This is a genomic window from Vulgatibacter sp. (assembly GCF_041687135.1).
Taxonomy (GTDB): Bacteria; Myxococcota; Myxococcia; order Myxococcales; family Vulgatibacteraceae; genus JAWLCN01.
In genome coordinates, this window is sequence record NZ_JAWLCN010000002.1 from 1 (window position 1) to 16,321 (window position 16,321).

Consider the following 16,321-nt stretch of genomic DNA (forward strand, 5'->3'; position numbering starts at 1 on the left):
GAGTCGGCGCCGAGGTCCTCGACGAAGTTCGACTCGGGCTTGATCTCGTCTTCGCCCACGCCGAGCTGCTCGGCGATGATGTTCTTGACCTTGGCCTCGATCTGGTTAGCCGCCATGGGAAACGTCCCTCCGTTGGGAAGAGCCCGTGAAAAGGGCCCTTTCTCTTCTGTCTTTCAGGTGCCGGTCGCGCGAGCAGCGGGTCGCTGCCCCGCACGCCGGACCGGCCGGCGTGCGTCATAGCACAAAGCGGAGCGGTTTGACCGATCCACTACATCAGCATGCCGCCGTTGACCCGGATGACCTCGCCGGTCACGTAGGCGGAGGCGTCGGACGCGAGGAAGCAGACCGCACTGGCCACCTCCTCCGCGGAGCCGAGGCGCCCGAGCGGAATCGCGCCGAGCATCGCCTTGCGCACGTCCTCGGGCAGATCCCGGGTCATGTCGGTGTCGATGAAACCCGGCGAGACGAGGTTCGCCCGCACGTTGCGGCTGGCGAGCTCCTTCGCGAGGCTCTTGGTGAAGCCGATGAGGCCCGCCTTGGTTGCGGCGTAGGCGGTCTGGCCGCCGTTGCCCATCTCGCCCACCACCGAGGTGAGGTTCACGATGGCGCCGCCGCGCTGCTTCATCATCGGCCGCGCCGCCGCGCGGCAGAGGTAGAAGGCGGCCTTGAGGTTCACGTCGAGCTGCCGCTCGAGATCCTCGTCCTTGAGGCGCATCAGGAGCTGGTCGATGGCGATGCCGGCGTTGTGCACGAGCACGTGCAGGCCACCGTGCTCCTTCACCGTCTCCTCCACCGCCGCGGTGCACGCGGCGGGATCGGCGACGTCGAAGCGGCGTGCGATCGCCTTGCCACCGGCCTGCTCCACCAGCTGGCAGGTCTCCTGCGCGGCGGACTCGTTCCCGGCGAAGTTCACGATCACCGTGGCGCCGCCCCTGCCGAGGCCCACGCTGATCGCGCGGCCGATGCCGCGGGATCCGCCGGTGACGAGAGCGACCTTCCCCTTGAAGTCGAACATGTAGTCTCCTTCGGCCGGTCAGGGCCTGAATTCAGGCCAGCGCGGCCACTGCCTTGTCGAGGGAGGCGGGGTCTTCGACGTTGACCACCTCGATCGACTTGTCGATCCGCTTCACCAGACCGGCGAGGACCTTGCCGGGCCCGAGCTCGACCATGTGGGTGACGCCCTCGGCGGCCATCGCCTCCACGCACTCGATCCAGCGCACCGGCGCGACCACCTGCTGCACGAGCAGCTCGCGGATGCGGCCGGCGTCGGCGTTCGGCTTCGCCTCCACGTTGGTCACCACCGGTGCAGAGGGCGCGAGGATCTCCATCGCGTCGAGCACCGCCAGGAGGCGGGGCTGGACCGGCGCCATCATGGCGCAGTGGAAGGGCGCGCTCACCGGCAGCGGGAGCGCGCGCCTGGCGCCGAGTTCCTTGCACCTGGCGGAGGCCCGCTCCACGGCGGCGGCGCCGCCGGCGATCACCGTCTGCTCGGGCGAGTTGTAGTTGGCGGGGGCGACGATCTCGCCCTGCGCGCTCTCCTCGCAGGCCTGGCGCACCAGCGCCGGATCGAGGCCGAGGACGGCTGCCATGGCGCCCTGCCCTGCGGGCACCGCCTCCTGCATGAAGAGGCCGCGCTGGCGCACCGCGCGCACCGCGTCCTCGATCGACATCGAGCCCATCGCGGCGAGGGCGCTCCACTCGCCGAGGGAGTGGCCGGCGACGAAGGCGGGGGCCTTGCCGAAGGCCCGGGCGAAGACCGCATGGGCGGCGACGCTCACGGTGAGGATCGAGGGCTGGGTGTTGGCGGTGAGCTTCAGCGCCTCGTCGGGCCCCTCGAAGCACATCGTCGAGAGCTTCTCGCCCAGCGCCGCGTCGGCACGGTCGAAGATCTCGCGGGCTTCGGCAAAGGACTCGGCCAGCGCCTTGCCCATGCCGACCGACTGGCTCCCCTGTCCCGGAAAGACGAATGCGACCTTGGCGGCCATCTACGCGCTCCTCGCTGTGCGGTTCGGGCGCGCGTCAATAGCCCAACTTCGCTGCATCGTCTACCACCAACGATTGCTGCAACGCGTTGTCGCACCGCAGCAGATACACCGTATCAGGGTGTCTCGGGAGCGACGGCAGGCAGGAGGCCTTCCGCAGCGGTGCACGCAGCGGTGATCTCCTCCCTCGCGTCGCCCAGGGCACCTGCAGCCTCGTTGGCGGTGCGGATCGCGTTCCGGATCGCGCGGGCGCCGGAGCGGCCGTGGGCGAGGATCACCGTGCCGTCGCAGCCGATCAGCGGCGCGCCGCCAATCTCGGCGTAATCGAGCTTCTTCCGGACCCCGTCGAAGACGGGCTTCATGAAGAGCGCGCCCACCTTCGCCAGCGCCGACTGCTCGATGTTGCGCTTGAGGAATTGGCGGAACGCCCAGGCGGTCCCCTCGGCGGTCTTGAGGACCACGTTGCCGGTGAAGCCGTCGGTGACCACCACGTCGAATTCCCCGGAGAAGAGATCCTTCCCCTCGGCGTAGCCGCGGAAATCGATCGAAGGATGCTTCGCCAGGGCCTCGACCACGCTGCGGGTGAGCGCGGTGCCCTTGGAGAGCTCCTCGCCGTTCGAGAGGACGCCGATGCGGGGGCGCGGCACGCCGCTCACCCGCCGGGTGTAGACGTCGCCCAGCAGCGCGAACTGCACCAGGTGCAGCGGCTTGACGTCGACGTTCGCACCGGCGTCGAGGAGCGCGACGCGGCCCTCGAGCGTGGGCAGGAAGGCGACGATGGCGGGTCGCTCGACGCCGGGAAGGCGGCCGAGCACGAAGAGCGCGGCGGCGAGCATCGCGCCGGAGTTGCCGGCGGACATCGCGGCATCGGCTTCGCCGCTCTTCACCAGATCGAAAACCACCCGGATCGAAGCGTCCCGCTTCTTGCGGATCGCCTGGCCCGGGTGTTCGTGCATCTCCACCACCTGCGAGGCGTGGCGGACGGAGATGCCCTTCTGGTCTGCTGCGCCGAGCCGGACGAGCTCGCCGCGGATCCGCGTCTCGTCGCCGACGAGGGTGACGTCGGCGCCGAGCTCGCGGCAGGCCTGCACCGCCCCTTCGACGACGACCCCGGGAGCGTGGTCGCCTCCCATCGCGTCGACGGCGATGCGTGCCATTCTTGCCTCGCTATCTCGGGGCGGCAAAGAAGGCCGCCGCTCGGTTTCGGTTGCAGCCGTCCCGTGCCCGGGACGGCGCTGCCGAGGAAGCTTACTCGGCGACCTGGACGACCTGCTTGCCCTTGTAGGTGCCGCAGGTCGGGCAGACCCGGTGCGACATGGTGGGCGAGGCGCAGTTCGGGCAGCTCACCACGTTGGGGGCGCTGACCTTCCAGTGGGCGCGGCGCTGATCGCGCTTCTGCTTCGACGTACGCTTCTTGGGAACACCCACGGCCGACTCCTCTTTCTTCTTACGCGCGGCCGGGCCCGACTCGAAGCCGGCCCGCCGCCATGCGGTTGGAAACGCGCCTTCTACACGTACGCGCGTTCGGGATCAACGTCCTGCGTTGGGCACCCGACTACTTCGGGAGCTTGATGTCCTTGAGCCCGGCCCAACGCGGGTCGGGCACGTGGCGATCGCAGGAGCAGACGGACTCGTTGAGATTGCCGCCACAGACCTGGCAGAGGCCCTTGCAGTCCTCGGTGCACAGGGCATCCATCGGCAGCGCCAGCAGGAGCTGCTCCCGGACCACCGGCTCGAGATCGAGTTCCTGCCCGGTGTAGGCCACCTGATCGGCCTCGTCGGGCCGGAAGGTCCCGCCGATTTCGCCCTCGCCCGAGTCCTCGTCCCTCCCGGGAGCGAGCTCCTTCACCTTGGAGGCGTTGACGAAGTCGAGCTCGAACTTCACCGGCAGGTCGATCCGCACCGGGGCGAGGCAGCGGCGGCAGTCGGCGGCGACGGCGGCATCGAAGCCACCCCGCGCGACGATGTCGCGGTCGTTGACGCGGTCGAAATGGACCGCGAGCGTGGCGGGCGCGGCGGCCGCGAAGCCGGTGGGCGGCTCCGCATCGAGGATCGCACCGAGCGCGGCCTGCGGCAGCTCCCGCTGCAGATCGAGCCCTGCGTCCTTGATTTCGTCGATTTTGACTCGGAGGTTCATGGTCTCGGCCGGAACAAAGGGCGCGCAATCTAAATGCCGATTCCGAGACCGTCAAGCAGGCGGGCGCCTCCCGCGGCGTCCGCCTGCGGATTTACCGCGGTTCAGTGCCGGGTGACGCTGATCCGCCGGGCCCGCTGCTGCTCCTTCTTCCCGATCCGGATCTGGAAGACGCCATGTTCGCTCGTCGCCTCCACCTTGTCCGGATCGATGTCGTCGGGCAGTGCGAGCACCCGCTCGAAGTTACCGTAGTAGACCTCGCTGAAGAGCGGACGGGAGAGCTCCCGGCTCCCCTCGCCTTCGGCCAGGGCCTGGCTCCCGCCGGCCTTCTCCCCGGCTTCGGCGTTCTGCTCCTTGCCGGTGCCCTTCTCTTCCTTTCCCGCCTTCTTCCCGGCGCCGCCCACGGGCCGGGCCTCGACGGTCCGCGGCGCGCGCCGCTCGATCCGTTTCTCGCCCCGGAGCGTGAGCATGTTGCCGCTCAGGGTGATCTCGACGTCCTCCTCCTTCACGCCGGGGATCTCCGCCTTCACCAGGTAGTGATCCTCTTCGTCGGTGATCTCCACCGCCGGCGTTCCGATGCTCTCGGCCATCCTGCCGAAGGGCGACTCGAAGCCGCGACGGAACAAGCGGTCGATGCGCTCGAACTCGCGGAACGGATCCCAGGGACTCAATCCGAATGCCATGACACGAACCTCCTCCTGCGCACCGGTGCGCAGGAGGAGGTTGTGGACGGGTGTCGTCTCCCGAAAGAAGCGGCACGCCGGGGGCGCGCTCTGCGACGGGCCGTCAGCCGGCGCGCACGTCGAGGGTGCGGCTCGCCAACTCGCGGAGCTGCTGCGGGGTGGGACGCTGGGCGCCGTCGATGCGCTGGAGGTAGGTGCGGGCCTGCGCCTCCATCTCCTCGATCCCCTGCACCAGCCCGGCGTCCCGTGGCTGCCGCATCGTCTCCAGGAGCCCGACCGACTCGGCGAGCAGCCTCTCCGCCATCTCCCAATCGCCGGCATCCGCAGCGGCGGCGGCACCCCGGAAGTTCCAGCGCACCGGCACGAGGGGCCCGAGGCGCTGGATCTGCTCCAGGCCACCGCGCGCGTCGGCGAGCGTGCGCTGCGCCGCCCGGACGTCGCGGTTGGCGAGGAGCTGCCGTGCCTCCACCAGCTGCGCCTCGACCCGGGCCACGGGCAGGCGCTGGCTGTCGGCGCCGAGGGCCACCCGCGCCTCGGTGAGCCGGCTCACCGCCTGCTCGGGATTGCCGGCGAGGAGGGCGAAGCGCGCGTCCTCCACCGCCCGAACCACCGCCGGCTCGAGCTGGGGACGCATCTCCTGCACCGCCGTGCGGAGCTCCGTCAGGTCCGCCCGCCCGGGATTGGCCTCGATCGCCTCGATCGTCTCGCCCAGCAGGCCGAAGAGCGGCTCGCCGGGCAGGACGTCCGAGACGCCGCGCAGATCCTCGATGGCGGCGTCGAGGCTCGGTTTGGCGCGGGAGAGCTGCTGCTTCTCGACTGCAGCAGCGGCCTCGTCGATCCGGGCCATCGCCCGCCTCGTAGCCTGCTGGATCTCGGTGCCGCCCTGCGCCTGCGTGGCAGCGCCGGGCTGCGTGCCGCCCGTACCTTCCTGGACGTCGGGTCGCTCGGAGGTGCCGGCGCAGCCGGCGGAACCGAGCGCCAGCGCGCCCCACGCGGCGAGCGCGAGGGCGCGAGTCTTGCGAGCCATGGTCACTCCTTCTCGGGTTGCTCGGGGCTCGCGTGGAAGGTAGCCACGCGCCTGCTGGAGCAAGCAGGCCCCGACGGGGAGTTGGCGCGCCTGTCGCCAGGCGCCGCCATGCCTACCTCCAGGCCGTGGCTGAACCTGGTGCACAGCCCCTGATCGAGATTGGCTGGTTGCTCGCCGGAGAGCTCGAGGACATCGAGCGCATCGTCTTCGAGGAGGCGCGGGACCGCACCCTCGCCTACCTGCGCGAGGTCCTCCCTTCGTTCGTCTGGCGGATGCCGGTTTTGCAGCGCAAGCGTCTCGTCGAGGCGACCCGGATCGAGCCGGTGGTGGTGCTCGAGCGCGCCGCTGCGGAGCGGGCCTCGCACCACTGGGACTTCGTCCTCGTGATCACCGACGCCGAGCTGCGGACCCACGGCGCGCCGCAGGTCCTCGGCATGCCGTCCACCGCCCTGGCGGCAGCGATCCTCTCCACCGCCCGCCTCGAGCCGGCGCTCCGCCGGGAGGACCAGCACGCCGCAGCGCCGGACCAGCTCACCCGGCGGATCGAAGCCCTCGCCCTCCACCTCCTCGGCCACCTCGTCGGCCTCGGCCACTCGGACGAGGAGAGCGACGCGATGGCGCGGGTGGTCTCCGCCACCGATCTCGATCGCATGCACGGCTTCTCCGAGGAGGAGCTGCGCTACCTCGCCTGCGAGCTGCAGGAGGTCGCCGACCTCCGGCTCGAGGAGGAACCCGGCGCGCTCCGCCATCCCGTGGCGTTCTACTTCGAGGCAGCCTGGCGCAACCGCGACGAGATCGGGCGCAGCGTGCGGCAGATCGCGCCCTGGCGATTTCCGCTCCGCTTCGGCCGCCTCACCCTCGCCGCCGCGTCCACGCTGATCGTCCTGGTGATCACGGCGGAGTCCTGGGATCTCGGGATGAGCCAGCACGGCGGCTTCGTGGCGAGCTTCGCCACCGTCGCCCTCGCCGCCAGCACCGCCTTCGTGCTCCAGCGCCACCGGCTCCTGCTGCAGCCTCCGGCGCGCCTCACCGAGCTCACCGTGGTCGCCAACGTCTCCATGGCGCTCGCCGTGCTCGTCGGGATGGCGGCGACGTGGCTGCTGCTCTTCCTGGTGGTGCTCGCGGCGAGCCAGCTCTTCTTCGACGAGGAGCTGGTGCGCGCCTGGGCGACGACGCTCGACGGTCCGCTCGATCTCGAGCGCTACGTGGTCTTCGCGGCGTTCGTGGCGACCTTCGGGATCATCATCGGCGCCCTCGGCGCCTCGTTCGAGCCGGGCGGCTACTTCCGCCACGTGGCCTACATCGACGAGGAGACCTGATCGCCGGTGGCGGCGGAGAGCGGCAACTCGAACCAGAAGGTGCTGCCCTTGCCGACCTCGCTCCGCGCCCCGACGTTGCCGCCGTGGGCCTGCAGGATCTCCCGGACGATCATCAGTCCGAGACCGGTACCGGTGACCTCGTGCTGCGAGTCGATCGCACGGGCGTAGCGCTCGAAGATCGTGGGCAGCGACTCTGACGGAATGCCGCGCCCGGTATCGACCACACTGCAGCGCGCGAGGCCGCCGGCGCGCTCCACCCGCACCACGACGGAGCCGCCGGGCGGCGTGAATTTGAGCGCGTTTCCGACCAGATTGCTCACCACCTGCTTGAGCCGGCTCCGATCGCCCTCGACCCAGATCGACTCGCCGGTCTCGCAGCGCAGGTCGAGCTGGCTCGCCTCCGCCAGCGGCCGGAAATCCTCGGCGGTGACGCCGACCAGCTCCGCCAGGTCCATCGCCTCCCGGGTGAGCGAATAACCGGAGGTCTCGAGCCGCGCGAGGTCGAGGAAGTCGTTGATCATCGCCACCAGCGAGCGGATGTTGGCCTGGACCTTGTGCATGTCGCCGAGGAGCTCGGCGGGCAGGAGGCCCCTGCGACCACGCAGGATCGCGTCGGTGCGCAGCTGCATCGCCATCAACGGCGAGCGGAGATCGTGGGCGATGATCGAGTAGAAATCGAGGCGCCGCGCCTCGGCTTTGCGCTGGTCGGTGACGTCGCGCAGGGAGATGATGCGCCGGCGCCGGGTCTTCTCGACGAGCCAGCGCAGCGAGGGCGAATAGAGTTGCTCCCGAACCCGCACGTCCGGAACCACCAGCGTGCGCGCGATGGAGATCCCCTCGCCGCCTCCCAGCTCCAGCGCCGGCACCAGCTCCTGGAGCTTCTGCCCGATGAGCTCGTCGGGCGCCTTCAGGAAGACGCGGCTCGCCTCCTCGTTGGCGAAGGCGACCTTCCCTGCTTCGTCGATCTCGAACAGCGCGTCCGGCGCCGCTTCGACGATCGCGCGGGATCGATTCTCCGCCGCCTCCATCCGCTCGCGCAGCACGCGCATCCGCACGAGGTTGCCGATGCGAGCGAGGAGCTCGGCGTCGATCCACGGTTTGGAGACGTAATCGTCCGCGCCGGCCTGGAGCCCCTCGACCACCTGCTCGGTGCTGCCGTGGGCGGTGAGGAGCAGGATCTTGATCGGGTCGTTCGGCCTCGTGCTGCGGAGGAAGCGGCAGACCTCGATCCCCGAGATCCCCGGCATCACCCAGTCGAGCACCAGAACGTCGGGACCGGCGGCCCCCTCCAACGCCTCCAGCGCGGCGGATCCGTCGCGAAACGTCCTGACCTCGTACGCGGCCTCCAGCGCTGCTCGGGCGCGGGCCGCGTCGGTCGGACTGTCGTCTACTATCCAGACTTGGCGTCGCGCGGCGCTGGAGGGCATCCCGGCAGACGTTAGGGAGCGTGCCGGGGCCCGTCAACAAGTGCCTGACATTGACACCCCCGATTCGCATCCCTACGTTCGGCGGCTGTGCGTACCGTACTCGTCGTGGACGACAGCAAGGTGATGCGGGAGATGGTGGTGGCCTGCCTTCGGGCGGAGCCCGGCCTCGCGTTCACCCAGGCGGCGAGCGGTCTCGAGGCGATCGAGCAGCTCTCCCTGCAGCCCTTCGATCTCGTCGTCCTCGATCTCAACATGCCGGACATCGGCGGGGTCGAGGTGGTCGAGTTCGTGCGCAGCCAGGAGCGCCTGGCCGGCGTCCCGATTCTCGTGGTGACGACGCGCGGCGACGAGGCCTCGCGGAACCGCGTCCTCGAGGCCGGGGCATCGAGCTTCCTCACCAAGCCCTTCACGCCCGAGGCGATCCTCGCAGAGGCGCGCAGCCTGCTGGGCAGCAGCGCCGCCGCGGGGCGATGAGCCAGCCGCCCGATCTCAAGACCTTCCTCGGCGGCTTTCTCGTCGAGGCGGAGGAGTACCTGCGCTCGGCGAACGCGCAGCTCGTCGCCCTCGATGGCCTCGTGCGTCGCGGCGAGGCGGGACACCGGCAGGTCCGGGAGCTCTTCCGGGCGATGCACACGATCAAGGGCCTCGCCGCGATGGTCGGCGTCGAACCGATCGTCGCGATCGCCCACGCACTGGAGACCGTGCTGCGCAAGGCGGACCGGGCCGGCGGCGCCCTCGATGCCAGGACGCTGGACCTCCTCCAGCAGGCGGTGCGCGCCGTCGAGGAGCGGGTGCGCGCCCTCGAGGAGCGCAAGCAGGTCCTCCCGGAGCCGGCGGCGCTGATCGACGCGCTGGAGCGGCTGCCCATCGGCGAAGGCCCGCGCGAGGCGATCGGCGCGGAGGAGCTCCTCCTCGAATCCGCGCTCCTCGAGCGGCTCTCCGCAGCGGAGAGGGCCGAGCTCCTCGCCGCCCACGGGCGGGGCAGGCGCGCCGTACGCGTCGACTTCGCTCCCTCGCCCGAGCGGGCGCGGGAAGGCATGAACATCACGCGGGTCCGGGAGGACGTGGCCCGGCTCGCGGAGATCGTGAAGGTCGTTCCCCTCTCGCGACCCGCGACGCCGGAGGCCCCCGGCGGGCTCGCCTTCGCGCTGCTGGTGGTCACCGACGCGGACGACGAGGCCCTCGCTGCAGCAGCGGGAGCCGAGGGTGTCGTCCCCCTCCGCGGCGAGGCGCCGCAGCCGGTTCCCCCCCTCCCCGCACTCGAGGAGGCGGAAGGCGGCGCCTTCGAGCCCCGGAACCGCCGCTACGTGCGGGTCGACGTCGGCAGGCTCGACGAGGCGCTGGAGAAGCTCTCCGCGCTGGTGGTGACGCGCCACCGCCTCGAGCGCGCGGTGGCGGATCTCGCCGGCCGCTCGGTGGACGTGCGGGAGCTCGCCTTCGTGGTGGCGGACAACGCGCGCCAGCTCAGGGATCTGCGGGCGGCGATCATGGGCGCCCGGCTCGTGCCGGTGGAGGAGTTGCTCGAGCGCGTGCCGCTCATCGTGCGGGGGCTCGCCCGCGGCACCGGCAAGCAGGTGCGCCTGGACATCGACGCCGGCAGGGCGGAGCTGGACAAGGCGGTGGGCGAGCGGCTCTTCCCCGCGATCGTCCACCTCGTCCGCAACGCCGTGGACCATGGACTCGAGACGCCGGCGGAGCGGGTCGCTGCAGGCAAGCCCGAGGAGGGCCATCTCCGGATCCACTGTGCGGAACGCGGCAACAACCAGCTCGAGCTGGTGATCGCGGACGACGGCAGGGGAATCGACCGGGAGGCGGTGGCCCGCAAGGCCGGGGTCCCGGTGCCGGAGAGCGACGAGGCCCTGATCGACCTGCTGGCACGCCCCGGCTTCAGCACCCGCGACGAGACCACGACCACCAGCGGCCGCGGCATGGGCGTGGACATCGTCAAGCGCGTCGCCGTTGCCGAGCTCGGCGGCGAGTTCTCGCTGCAGACGCAGGCGGGTCGCGGGACGACCTTCGTCCTCCGCGTGCCCTTGAGCATCACCATCATCGACGCCTTCGCCTTCCAGGCCGGCGGCCAGACCTTCGTGGTGCCGGTGGCGACGGTGGAGGAGCTGGTGGAGCTGGCGGATGCGCAGGTGACGGTGCCGCCGGGGCACGGAGCGCTGCGCCTGCTCCGGCGGCGCGACGAGACCGTTCCCCTGGTCGATCTCGCGGCGCGCCTGCAGCTACCCCGGCAGCAGCAGGAGCGGCCCAAGGCGATCGTGGTGCGGCGGAACGGCGAGCCCTTCGCCTTCGAGGTGGACCGGATGCGCGGACAGCAGGAGGTGGTGGTGCGGCCGATCGAGGATCCGCTGGTACAGGTGCCCGGCGTCAGCGGCACCGCCGATCTCGGCGACGGCAAACCCACCCTCGTCCTCGACCTGCTCGCGCTCCGGGCGAGCGGCACCGGGGAGGTGCAGCGGTGAGCGATCTCCACGTCGTCTTCCAGGTCGCCGGCGCCCACTACGTCGTTCCGGCGAACGAGGTGGTGCAGCTCGAATCGTTCCAGGGGGCGACCCCCGTCCCCGGCGCACCGGATTTCGTCGAGGGCCTGGTCCAGATCCGGGGCGCCGTGGTGCCGGTGATCAACCTGCGGCGCCGCTTCGGCAAGGAACCGATCGAGCCGAGCCTGGACAGCCGCGTGATCGTGGTCCGCGGCGGATCCCGCACCGTCGGATTGCTCGCGGATCGCTCCCGCGAGGTGGTGCAGCTCGCGCCCGACGAGCTGCGCCCGCCCCCCGACATCATCCAGCAGCAGGCGAGCGGCTTCGTGCGAGCCGTCGCCGGACGAGGCGACCGCCTCCTCATGCTCATCGACTTCGACAAGGTCGTCGGCGAGGGAGAGATCCATGGCGAATGAGCCCCGGAAGCAGCAGCAGGAGACGCTCGCGCGGGCGACCGCGGTGGCGAACGCCGTCGAGCAGGCAGCCGGCCGTGCTGCAGCAGCCGAGGAAGCTGCAGCGCGCCTCGCCGCTGCCGGCGAGGAACAGGCCCAGGCCAACGAGCACGCGCGGGTGGCGATCGAATCGATCGCCACGTCCGTCGAGGAGACCGCCGCCACCGTCGAGAGCCAGGCGCGCTCCCAGCGCGGCGTCGCCGACGGCGCCCGCAAGGTGCTCGAGGCGTTGGAGGCGACGAGCGCCGGGCTCCAGGAGGTCGCCGCCTCCGTCCGCGGCGTCCGCCGCGATGCCGACAAGCTCGCGGTCTCGGTGGAGAGCACCAGCACCACGCTCGAGGAGATCACCCGGTCGGTCCAGGGGGTGAGCGGCAATGCCAGCGAGCTCGCCGCAGGCGCGGAGGAGCTGCTCCAGAGCTCGAGCAAGGCGGCCACCTCGGTCCAGGAGGTGATCGGCAGAGGCGAGGCCAACGCAGCGACCATCGAAGAGGTGGCCGGCACCGCCCTCGAGATGTCGCGCGGCATCGAGCGCCTCGCCGAGGACACCCGTGGCGTCGGGGAGCGGATGAGCCGGGTCAGCGCCTCGACGCAAGCCTCGACCCGCGCCCTCGACGCGATCGCCACCGACACCGCCGAGATGGCGAGCGCCGTCGAGCAGGTCGCCGCCACCGCGGAGGAGTTCGCGCGCACGGTTCGCGGCGTGGCGGAGAGCGCCGGTGCGCTGGAGCAGGCGCAGGCGGGCAACGCCAGCACCGTCACCGAGGTCGCCGCGTCGGTGGAGGAAGTCGCCGCCACCGCGGAGAAGAACGCGGCGACGATCGAGGCGAACGCCGCGGCGATCGAGCAGGTGGCCCGCGCCTCCCAGGCCCTGGCGCAGAGCGCCGAGCGGATCAGCCAGCTCGCCGGTTCCGGCGCCTCGAGCGCCACCCAGCTCGAGGCAGCGACCCAGCGCATCCGCGGGGTGGTGGAGGGAGCGCGCACCACCGCGGAGCGGGTGACCGCCAGCGCCCGCGAGGGCGGCTCGACCGTTTCCCGTTCCATCGCGGGCCTCGGCTCGGTCCGCGCCGCGATCGGCAGCTCCGCCGGCGTGATGAAGGAGATGGGCACGCGCGCCGAGGAGATCGGCGACATCATCCAGACGATCAACCTCATCGCCGATCGCACCAACCTCCTCTCCCTCAACGCCAGCATCGAGGCGGCGCGGGCCGGCGAGCACGGACGCGGCTTCGCGGTGGTGGCGGAGGAGATCCGCTCGCTCTCCGACCGCGCCGCTGCAGCAGCTGCGGACATCGCCAAGATCGTCCGGGGCCTCCAGTCCACCGCCCGCGAGGCGGTGAGCGCCACCACCGAAGGGGTGAAGGCTGCGGACGAGGGAGCGCGGCTCGCGGGCGAGGCGGAACAGGGCCTGCGGGCGATCCTCGCCGGTGTGGAGGAGCTCGGTGGCGCGGTCCGCGAGATCGACAGGTCCAGCGGCGAGCAGGCCCAGGCGGTGCAGGGCCTCGCCCAGACGGTGGCACGCGTCGACGACGAGGGACGCGCCATCGCCCGTGCCGCCGCCGAACAGACCGAGGCGACCGGGGGCCTGGCCCGCGCCGGCGCCGAGATGCGCCGGATGGCGCGGCAGACCCAGGAGGCGACGGCGGAGCAGGCCCGCGCCCTGCGCGATCTGGTGAAGAGCAACGGGCAGATCACCGGCAACGCCGAGAAGGTCTCCCGGGCGATGCAGGAGCAGGCCACCGGCGCCGTGGAGCTGGCCCGTGCCTCCGCGCGGATGCGCACCCTCACCCAGCAGACCAGCCAGGCGGTGGGCGAGCAGACCCGCGCGCTCGGTGCGGTGGCAGGCCTCGTCGAGGAGACCGCCGCTGCGAGCCAGCGCGCCCAGACCGGTCTCGCCGAGCAGGCGCGCGCGGCCCAGGAGGTCGCCAAGGCGATGGACGACGCGCGCCGCCTCGCGGCACAGACCGCCAAGGCCCTCAGCGAGCAGGGGCGCACCATGCTCCAGCTCGATGGCGGCGTCGGCGAGGTGGCCCGCCTCGCAGCGCAGGTCACCAGCGCCACCGAGGAACAGGCGAAGGCCCTCGGCGCGGTGACCCGCGACGGCGCCGACGTGCGCCGGATCGCCGTACAGACCGCAACGGCGGTGGGCGAGCAGGCGGAGGCGCTGGGCTCGATGGCGTCCTCCGCCGTGGAGCAGACGCGCCTCCTCCACGAGATCGTCCAGGGCGCCGCGGAGCAGGCGAGCGCGAGCCAGCAGCTCGGGCAGGCGGTGACCGACATGCGCGGCAGGATCCGCGAGGTGGTCCAGGCGGTGTCGCGGACCGCAGGCGGCAGCGCCAACGTGGCGGCGGAGGTCGCCCGGATCGCCGAGGAGATCGGCGAGCTGCGGCAGGTCCACGAGGAGAACGCGGCGCAGATCGAGGCGCTCAACTCGGCGCTGCACGGACTCCAGGCGGAGCAGGAAGCCGGGGGAATGCGATGAATACGTCGGGACTCTCCCAGGGGGAGCAGGAACGAATCGCGGCGATCGATCGCATCGTCGCCTCGGAGAGCGATCCGGTCGGCCCACTCCTCGAGCGGCTGGACGAGAAGAGCTGGGCGGTGCGCCGCGCGGTGGTGGCGGCGCTGGCGAGCCTCGGTGACGCCGCCGTGCCCCCGCTCTGCAATCTCCTCCGGAGCTCGCGCGACGACGAAGCGCGCATCGCCGCCGCCGTCGACGCCCTGGTGGCTTCGGTGGGCGATGCGGATCGCTGCGTGGCGGGACTGGCCGGCGACCCCAACCCGGCGGTTGCAGCGGACGCCGCGCAGATCCTCGGGAGGCGCAGGAGCCGGAGTGAGGTGCCGACCCTCGTCCAGCTCATCGACCACGAGGACGACAACGTGGCGGTGGCGGCGATCGAGGCGCTCGGACGCATCGGCGGCAGGGCCGCCGTCGACTCCCTCATCCGCGCCGTGGGCAGCGGCAACTTCTTCCGGGTATTCCCCGCCGTCGACGTGCTCGGGCGGAGCGGCGATCCGCGCGCGGTGGCGCCGCTGGCCGGCCTCGCCGAGAACCCGGTCTACGGCAGCGAAGCGGTGCGCTCCCTGGGCAGGACCGGCGAAAGACAGGCGGTGGCGCCCCTCGCTGCGCTGATCTGCAAGCGCTCCGACGCAGCCGTCCGCCTGGGGGCGGTGGCCCTCGCCGAGCTGGCGCAGCGCCATTACGAGCGCTACGGCGACCCCGCCGTCATCGACGACGCGGTGCGCCTGGCGACGCCGGCGGCCCCGGCGACCCGGCGCCTCGCGCAGGTGCTGCCGGAGGCGGAGTCGGGCGAGCAGGTCGCGATCTGCAGGCTCCTCGGCGTCCTCGGCGGCGAGCATGCGGTGGCGGCCCTGACCCAGCAGCTCGACGCGCCGAGCCCGGTCTCCGAAGCAGCGGCAGCTGCACTCAAGCGCCTCGGCAGGGAATCCGACCAGCCCCTCCTGCTCGCGCTGCGCGAAGGAGACTCGGCCCGCCGCCGCGTCCTTCTCCCACTGGTGAGCCGGGCGACCGCAGCGGACGAGGTCGTGCGCTGCCTCGGCGATCCGGACGCCACGGTCCGGGCGCTGGCGGCGGATGCCCTCGCCCGGCTCGGAAATCCCGCCTTGGTCCCCGCCCTCTTTCCGCTCCTCGCCGACGAGAATCCCCGCGTGGCGCAGGCTGCCGCTGGCGCGATCCAATCCCTCGGCAGCCCGCTCACCGAGAAGCTGGCCCTGGAGGCGGCGCGCTCCGGCGAAGCCCGCGTCCGCAGGGCAGCGTTGCGCATCCTCGGCTATTTCGGCTACGCGTCGGCGCTGCCGGTCTTCGAGGCGGCGCTGCGCGATCCCGATCCCCGGCTGCGGGAGGCTGCGCTGCAGGGTCTCGCCTACATCGACGAGCCGCGTGCCCTCGAGGCGCTGCTCGAGGCCGCCCGCGACGAGGAGGACAGGACCCGCGCCCTCGCCATGCGCTCGCTGGGGCAGGTGACCGAGGACCTGCGCGTCACCTCCTATCTCCTCCGCGGTCTCGCCGATCGGGATCCCTGGGTTCGCTACTACGCCTGCCAGGCCCTGGGCCGGCAGGGAGTCGAGGTCGCGGCGCGCCCGATCGCGGAGCGACTCGACGACGATGCGGGACAGGTGCGGGTCGCCGCCGTCGACGCCCTCTCCCACCTGCAGACGCCCCTGGCCAGCGAGGCCTTGCGCCGCGCCGCGCGATCCGCGGATCCGGACGTGTGCAGGGCGGCGCTCATCGGCCTCGGGATCCGGCGAGAGCGCGACGCGCTCGGCATCCTCCTCGAGCGGAGCCGCGACACCGATGCCGCGACGCGCCTCGTGGCGATCTCGGCCATGGCCGATTTCTCGGGCGACGAGGTGGAGGAGGCCCTCGCCACCGCGGCGCGGGACGAGGAGGAGAGCGTGCGCACCGCCGCGGTCGGATTCCTCGCTGCCCGTCCGGGCAAGAGCGCCACCTTGCGCCTCGTGGGAATGGCTGGCGTGGCGCCGGTGCGCGAACTCGTCGACGCGGGCCTCTCGGTTCCGGTGGAGGGCCGCGTCGAGGGGATCGTCGAGGCGCTCGCCGATGCCGATGACGAGTTGGCGCCGCGGCTCGTCTCGGCGCTCCTCCGCATGAGGCTGCCCGACGCAGGCGCCCTGCTCCGCCGTGTCGCGGGCCTTCCCAACGCCCCGGCGCGGAAGGCCGCGATGGGCGCGCTGGCCAGCATCGGCGAGCGGGAGGTGCTGCAGACCGCCGCGGCGAGCGACGTCGACCCCGAGGTGCGCCGGATCGCCACCCTGCTCCTCTCGGATTGAAAGCC

General features: G+C 71.9%; 15 protein-coding genes. 6 read left to right on the forward strand and 9 right to left on the reverse strand.

The features are described 5' to 3' along the window. From ACESMR_RS03945 to ACESMR_RS03980, 8 genes are all read right to left on the reverse strand, one after another. On the reverse strand, nucleotides 1-116 hold a 116-nt coding region (locus tag ACESMR_RS03945), incomplete at its 3' end, for a phosphopantetheine-binding protein (protein WP_373046408.1). Between the two features lie 152 nt (nucleotides 117-268). After that, entirely contained in the window at nucleotides 269-1,015 is a 747-nt protein-coding gene (fabG, locus tag ACESMR_RS03950; RefSeq protein WP_373045242.1) for a 3-oxoacyl-[acyl-carrier-protein] reductase, read from the reverse strand. 31 nt (nucleotides 1,016-1,046) lie between these two features. Then, a complete protein-coding gene (gene fabD / locus ACESMR_RS03955) occupies nucleotides 1,047-1,985 on the reverse strand; it encodes an ACP S-malonyltransferase (protein ID WP_373045244.1) in 939 nt (312 codons plus the stop codon). A gap of 113 nt (nucleotides 1,986-2,098) precedes the next feature. Further along, complete coding sequence (plsX, locus tag ACESMR_RS03960; RefSeq protein WP_373045245.1) at nucleotides 2,099-3,139, reverse strand: phosphate acyltransferase PlsX; 1,041 nt, start codon at nucleotides 3,137-3,139, stop codon at nucleotides 2,099-2,101. Nucleotides 3,140-3,230: 91 nt separating this feature from the next. Continuing rightward, a complete protein-coding gene (gene rpmF, locus ACESMR_RS03965) occupies nucleotides 3,231-3,410 on the reverse strand; it encodes a 50S ribosomal protein L32 (protein ID WP_373045248.1) in 180 nt (59 codons plus the stop codon). Nucleotides 3,411-3,537: 127 nt separating this feature from the next. Then, complete coding sequence (locus ACESMR_RS03970) at nucleotides 3,538-4,119, reverse strand: YceD family protein (protein WP_373045250.1); 582 nt, start codon at nucleotides 4,117-4,119, stop codon at nucleotides 3,538-3,540. A gap of 101 nt (nucleotides 4,120-4,220) precedes the next feature. Next, nucleotides 4,221-4,799 carry an Hsp20/alpha crystallin family protein gene (locus tag ACESMR_RS03975; RefSeq protein ID WP_373045252.1) on the reverse strand — a complete coding sequence of 193 codons (579 nt, stop codon included), beginning with the start codon at nucleotides 4,797-4,799 and terminating at the stop codon, nucleotides 4,221-4,223. A gap of 103 nt (nucleotides 4,800-4,902) precedes the next feature. After that, entirely contained in the window at nucleotides 4,903-5,826 is a 924-nt protein-coding gene (locus ACESMR_RS03980; protein ID WP_373045254.1) for a hypothetical protein, read from the reverse strand. Nucleotides 5,827-5,993: 167 nt separating this feature from the next. On the opposite strand from ACESMR_RS03980, the gene ACESMR_RS03985 reads away from it, so the two are divergent. After that, nucleotides 5,994-7,145, forward strand: a complete 1,152-nt coding sequence (locus tag ACESMR_RS03985; RefSeq protein WP_373045256.1) for a hypothetical protein — start codon at nucleotides 5,994-5,996, stop codon at nucleotides 7,143-7,145. On the opposite strand, the gene ACESMR_RS03990 is transcribed toward ACESMR_RS03985, so the two are convergent. Beyond that, nucleotides 7,124-8,572 (reverse strand): ATP-binding protein, encoded by a 1,449-nt coding sequence (locus ACESMR_RS03990; RefSeq protein ID WP_373045257.1) that lies wholly within the window; start codon nucleotides 8,570-8,572, stop codon nucleotides 7,124-7,126. The genes ACESMR_RS03985 and ACESMR_RS03990 overlap by 22 nt on opposite strands. 87 nt (nucleotides 8,573-8,659) lie before the next feature. Between ACESMR_RS03990 and ACESMR_RS03995 the strand changes: the two genes are divergently transcribed. Genes ACESMR_RS03995 through ACESMR_RS04015 form a run of 5 tightly spaced genes read left to right on the forward strand, consistent with a single transcriptional unit; the run spans nucleotide 8,660 to nucleotide 16,316 of the window. After that, a complete protein-coding gene (locus ACESMR_RS03995) occupies nucleotides 8,660-9,046 on the forward strand; it encodes a response regulator (protein WP_373045259.1) in 387 nt (128 codons plus the stop codon). Further along, a complete protein-coding gene (locus ACESMR_RS04000) occupies nucleotides 9,043-11,040 on the forward strand; it encodes a chemotaxis protein CheA (RefSeq protein WP_373045261.1) in 1,998 nt (665 codons plus the stop codon). Before ACESMR_RS03995 ends, ACESMR_RS04000 begins: the two co-directional genes overlap by 4 nt. Continuing rightward, complete coding sequence (locus ACESMR_RS04005; RefSeq protein ID WP_373045263.1) at nucleotides 11,037-11,474, forward strand: chemotaxis protein CheW; 438 nt, start codon at nucleotides 11,037-11,039, stop codon at nucleotides 11,472-11,474. Before ACESMR_RS04000 ends, ACESMR_RS04005 begins: the two co-directional genes overlap by 4 nt. After that, nucleotides 11,464-13,989 carry a methyl-accepting chemotaxis protein gene (locus ACESMR_RS04010; RefSeq protein WP_373045265.1) on the forward strand — a complete coding sequence of 842 codons (2,526 nt, stop codon included), beginning with the start codon at nucleotides 11,464-11,466 and terminating at the stop codon, nucleotides 13,987-13,989. Before ACESMR_RS04005 ends, ACESMR_RS04010 begins: the two co-directional genes overlap by 11 nt. After that, on the forward strand, nucleotides 13,986-16,316 hold the full coding sequence (locus ACESMR_RS04015; RefSeq protein WP_373045267.1) for a HEAT repeat domain-containing protein: 2,331 nt from the start codon (nucleotides 13,986-13,988) through the stop codon (nucleotides 16,314-16,316). Before ACESMR_RS04010 ends, ACESMR_RS04015 begins: the two co-directional genes overlap by 4 nt. Nucleotides 16,317-16,321 lie beyond the last annotated feature (5 nt).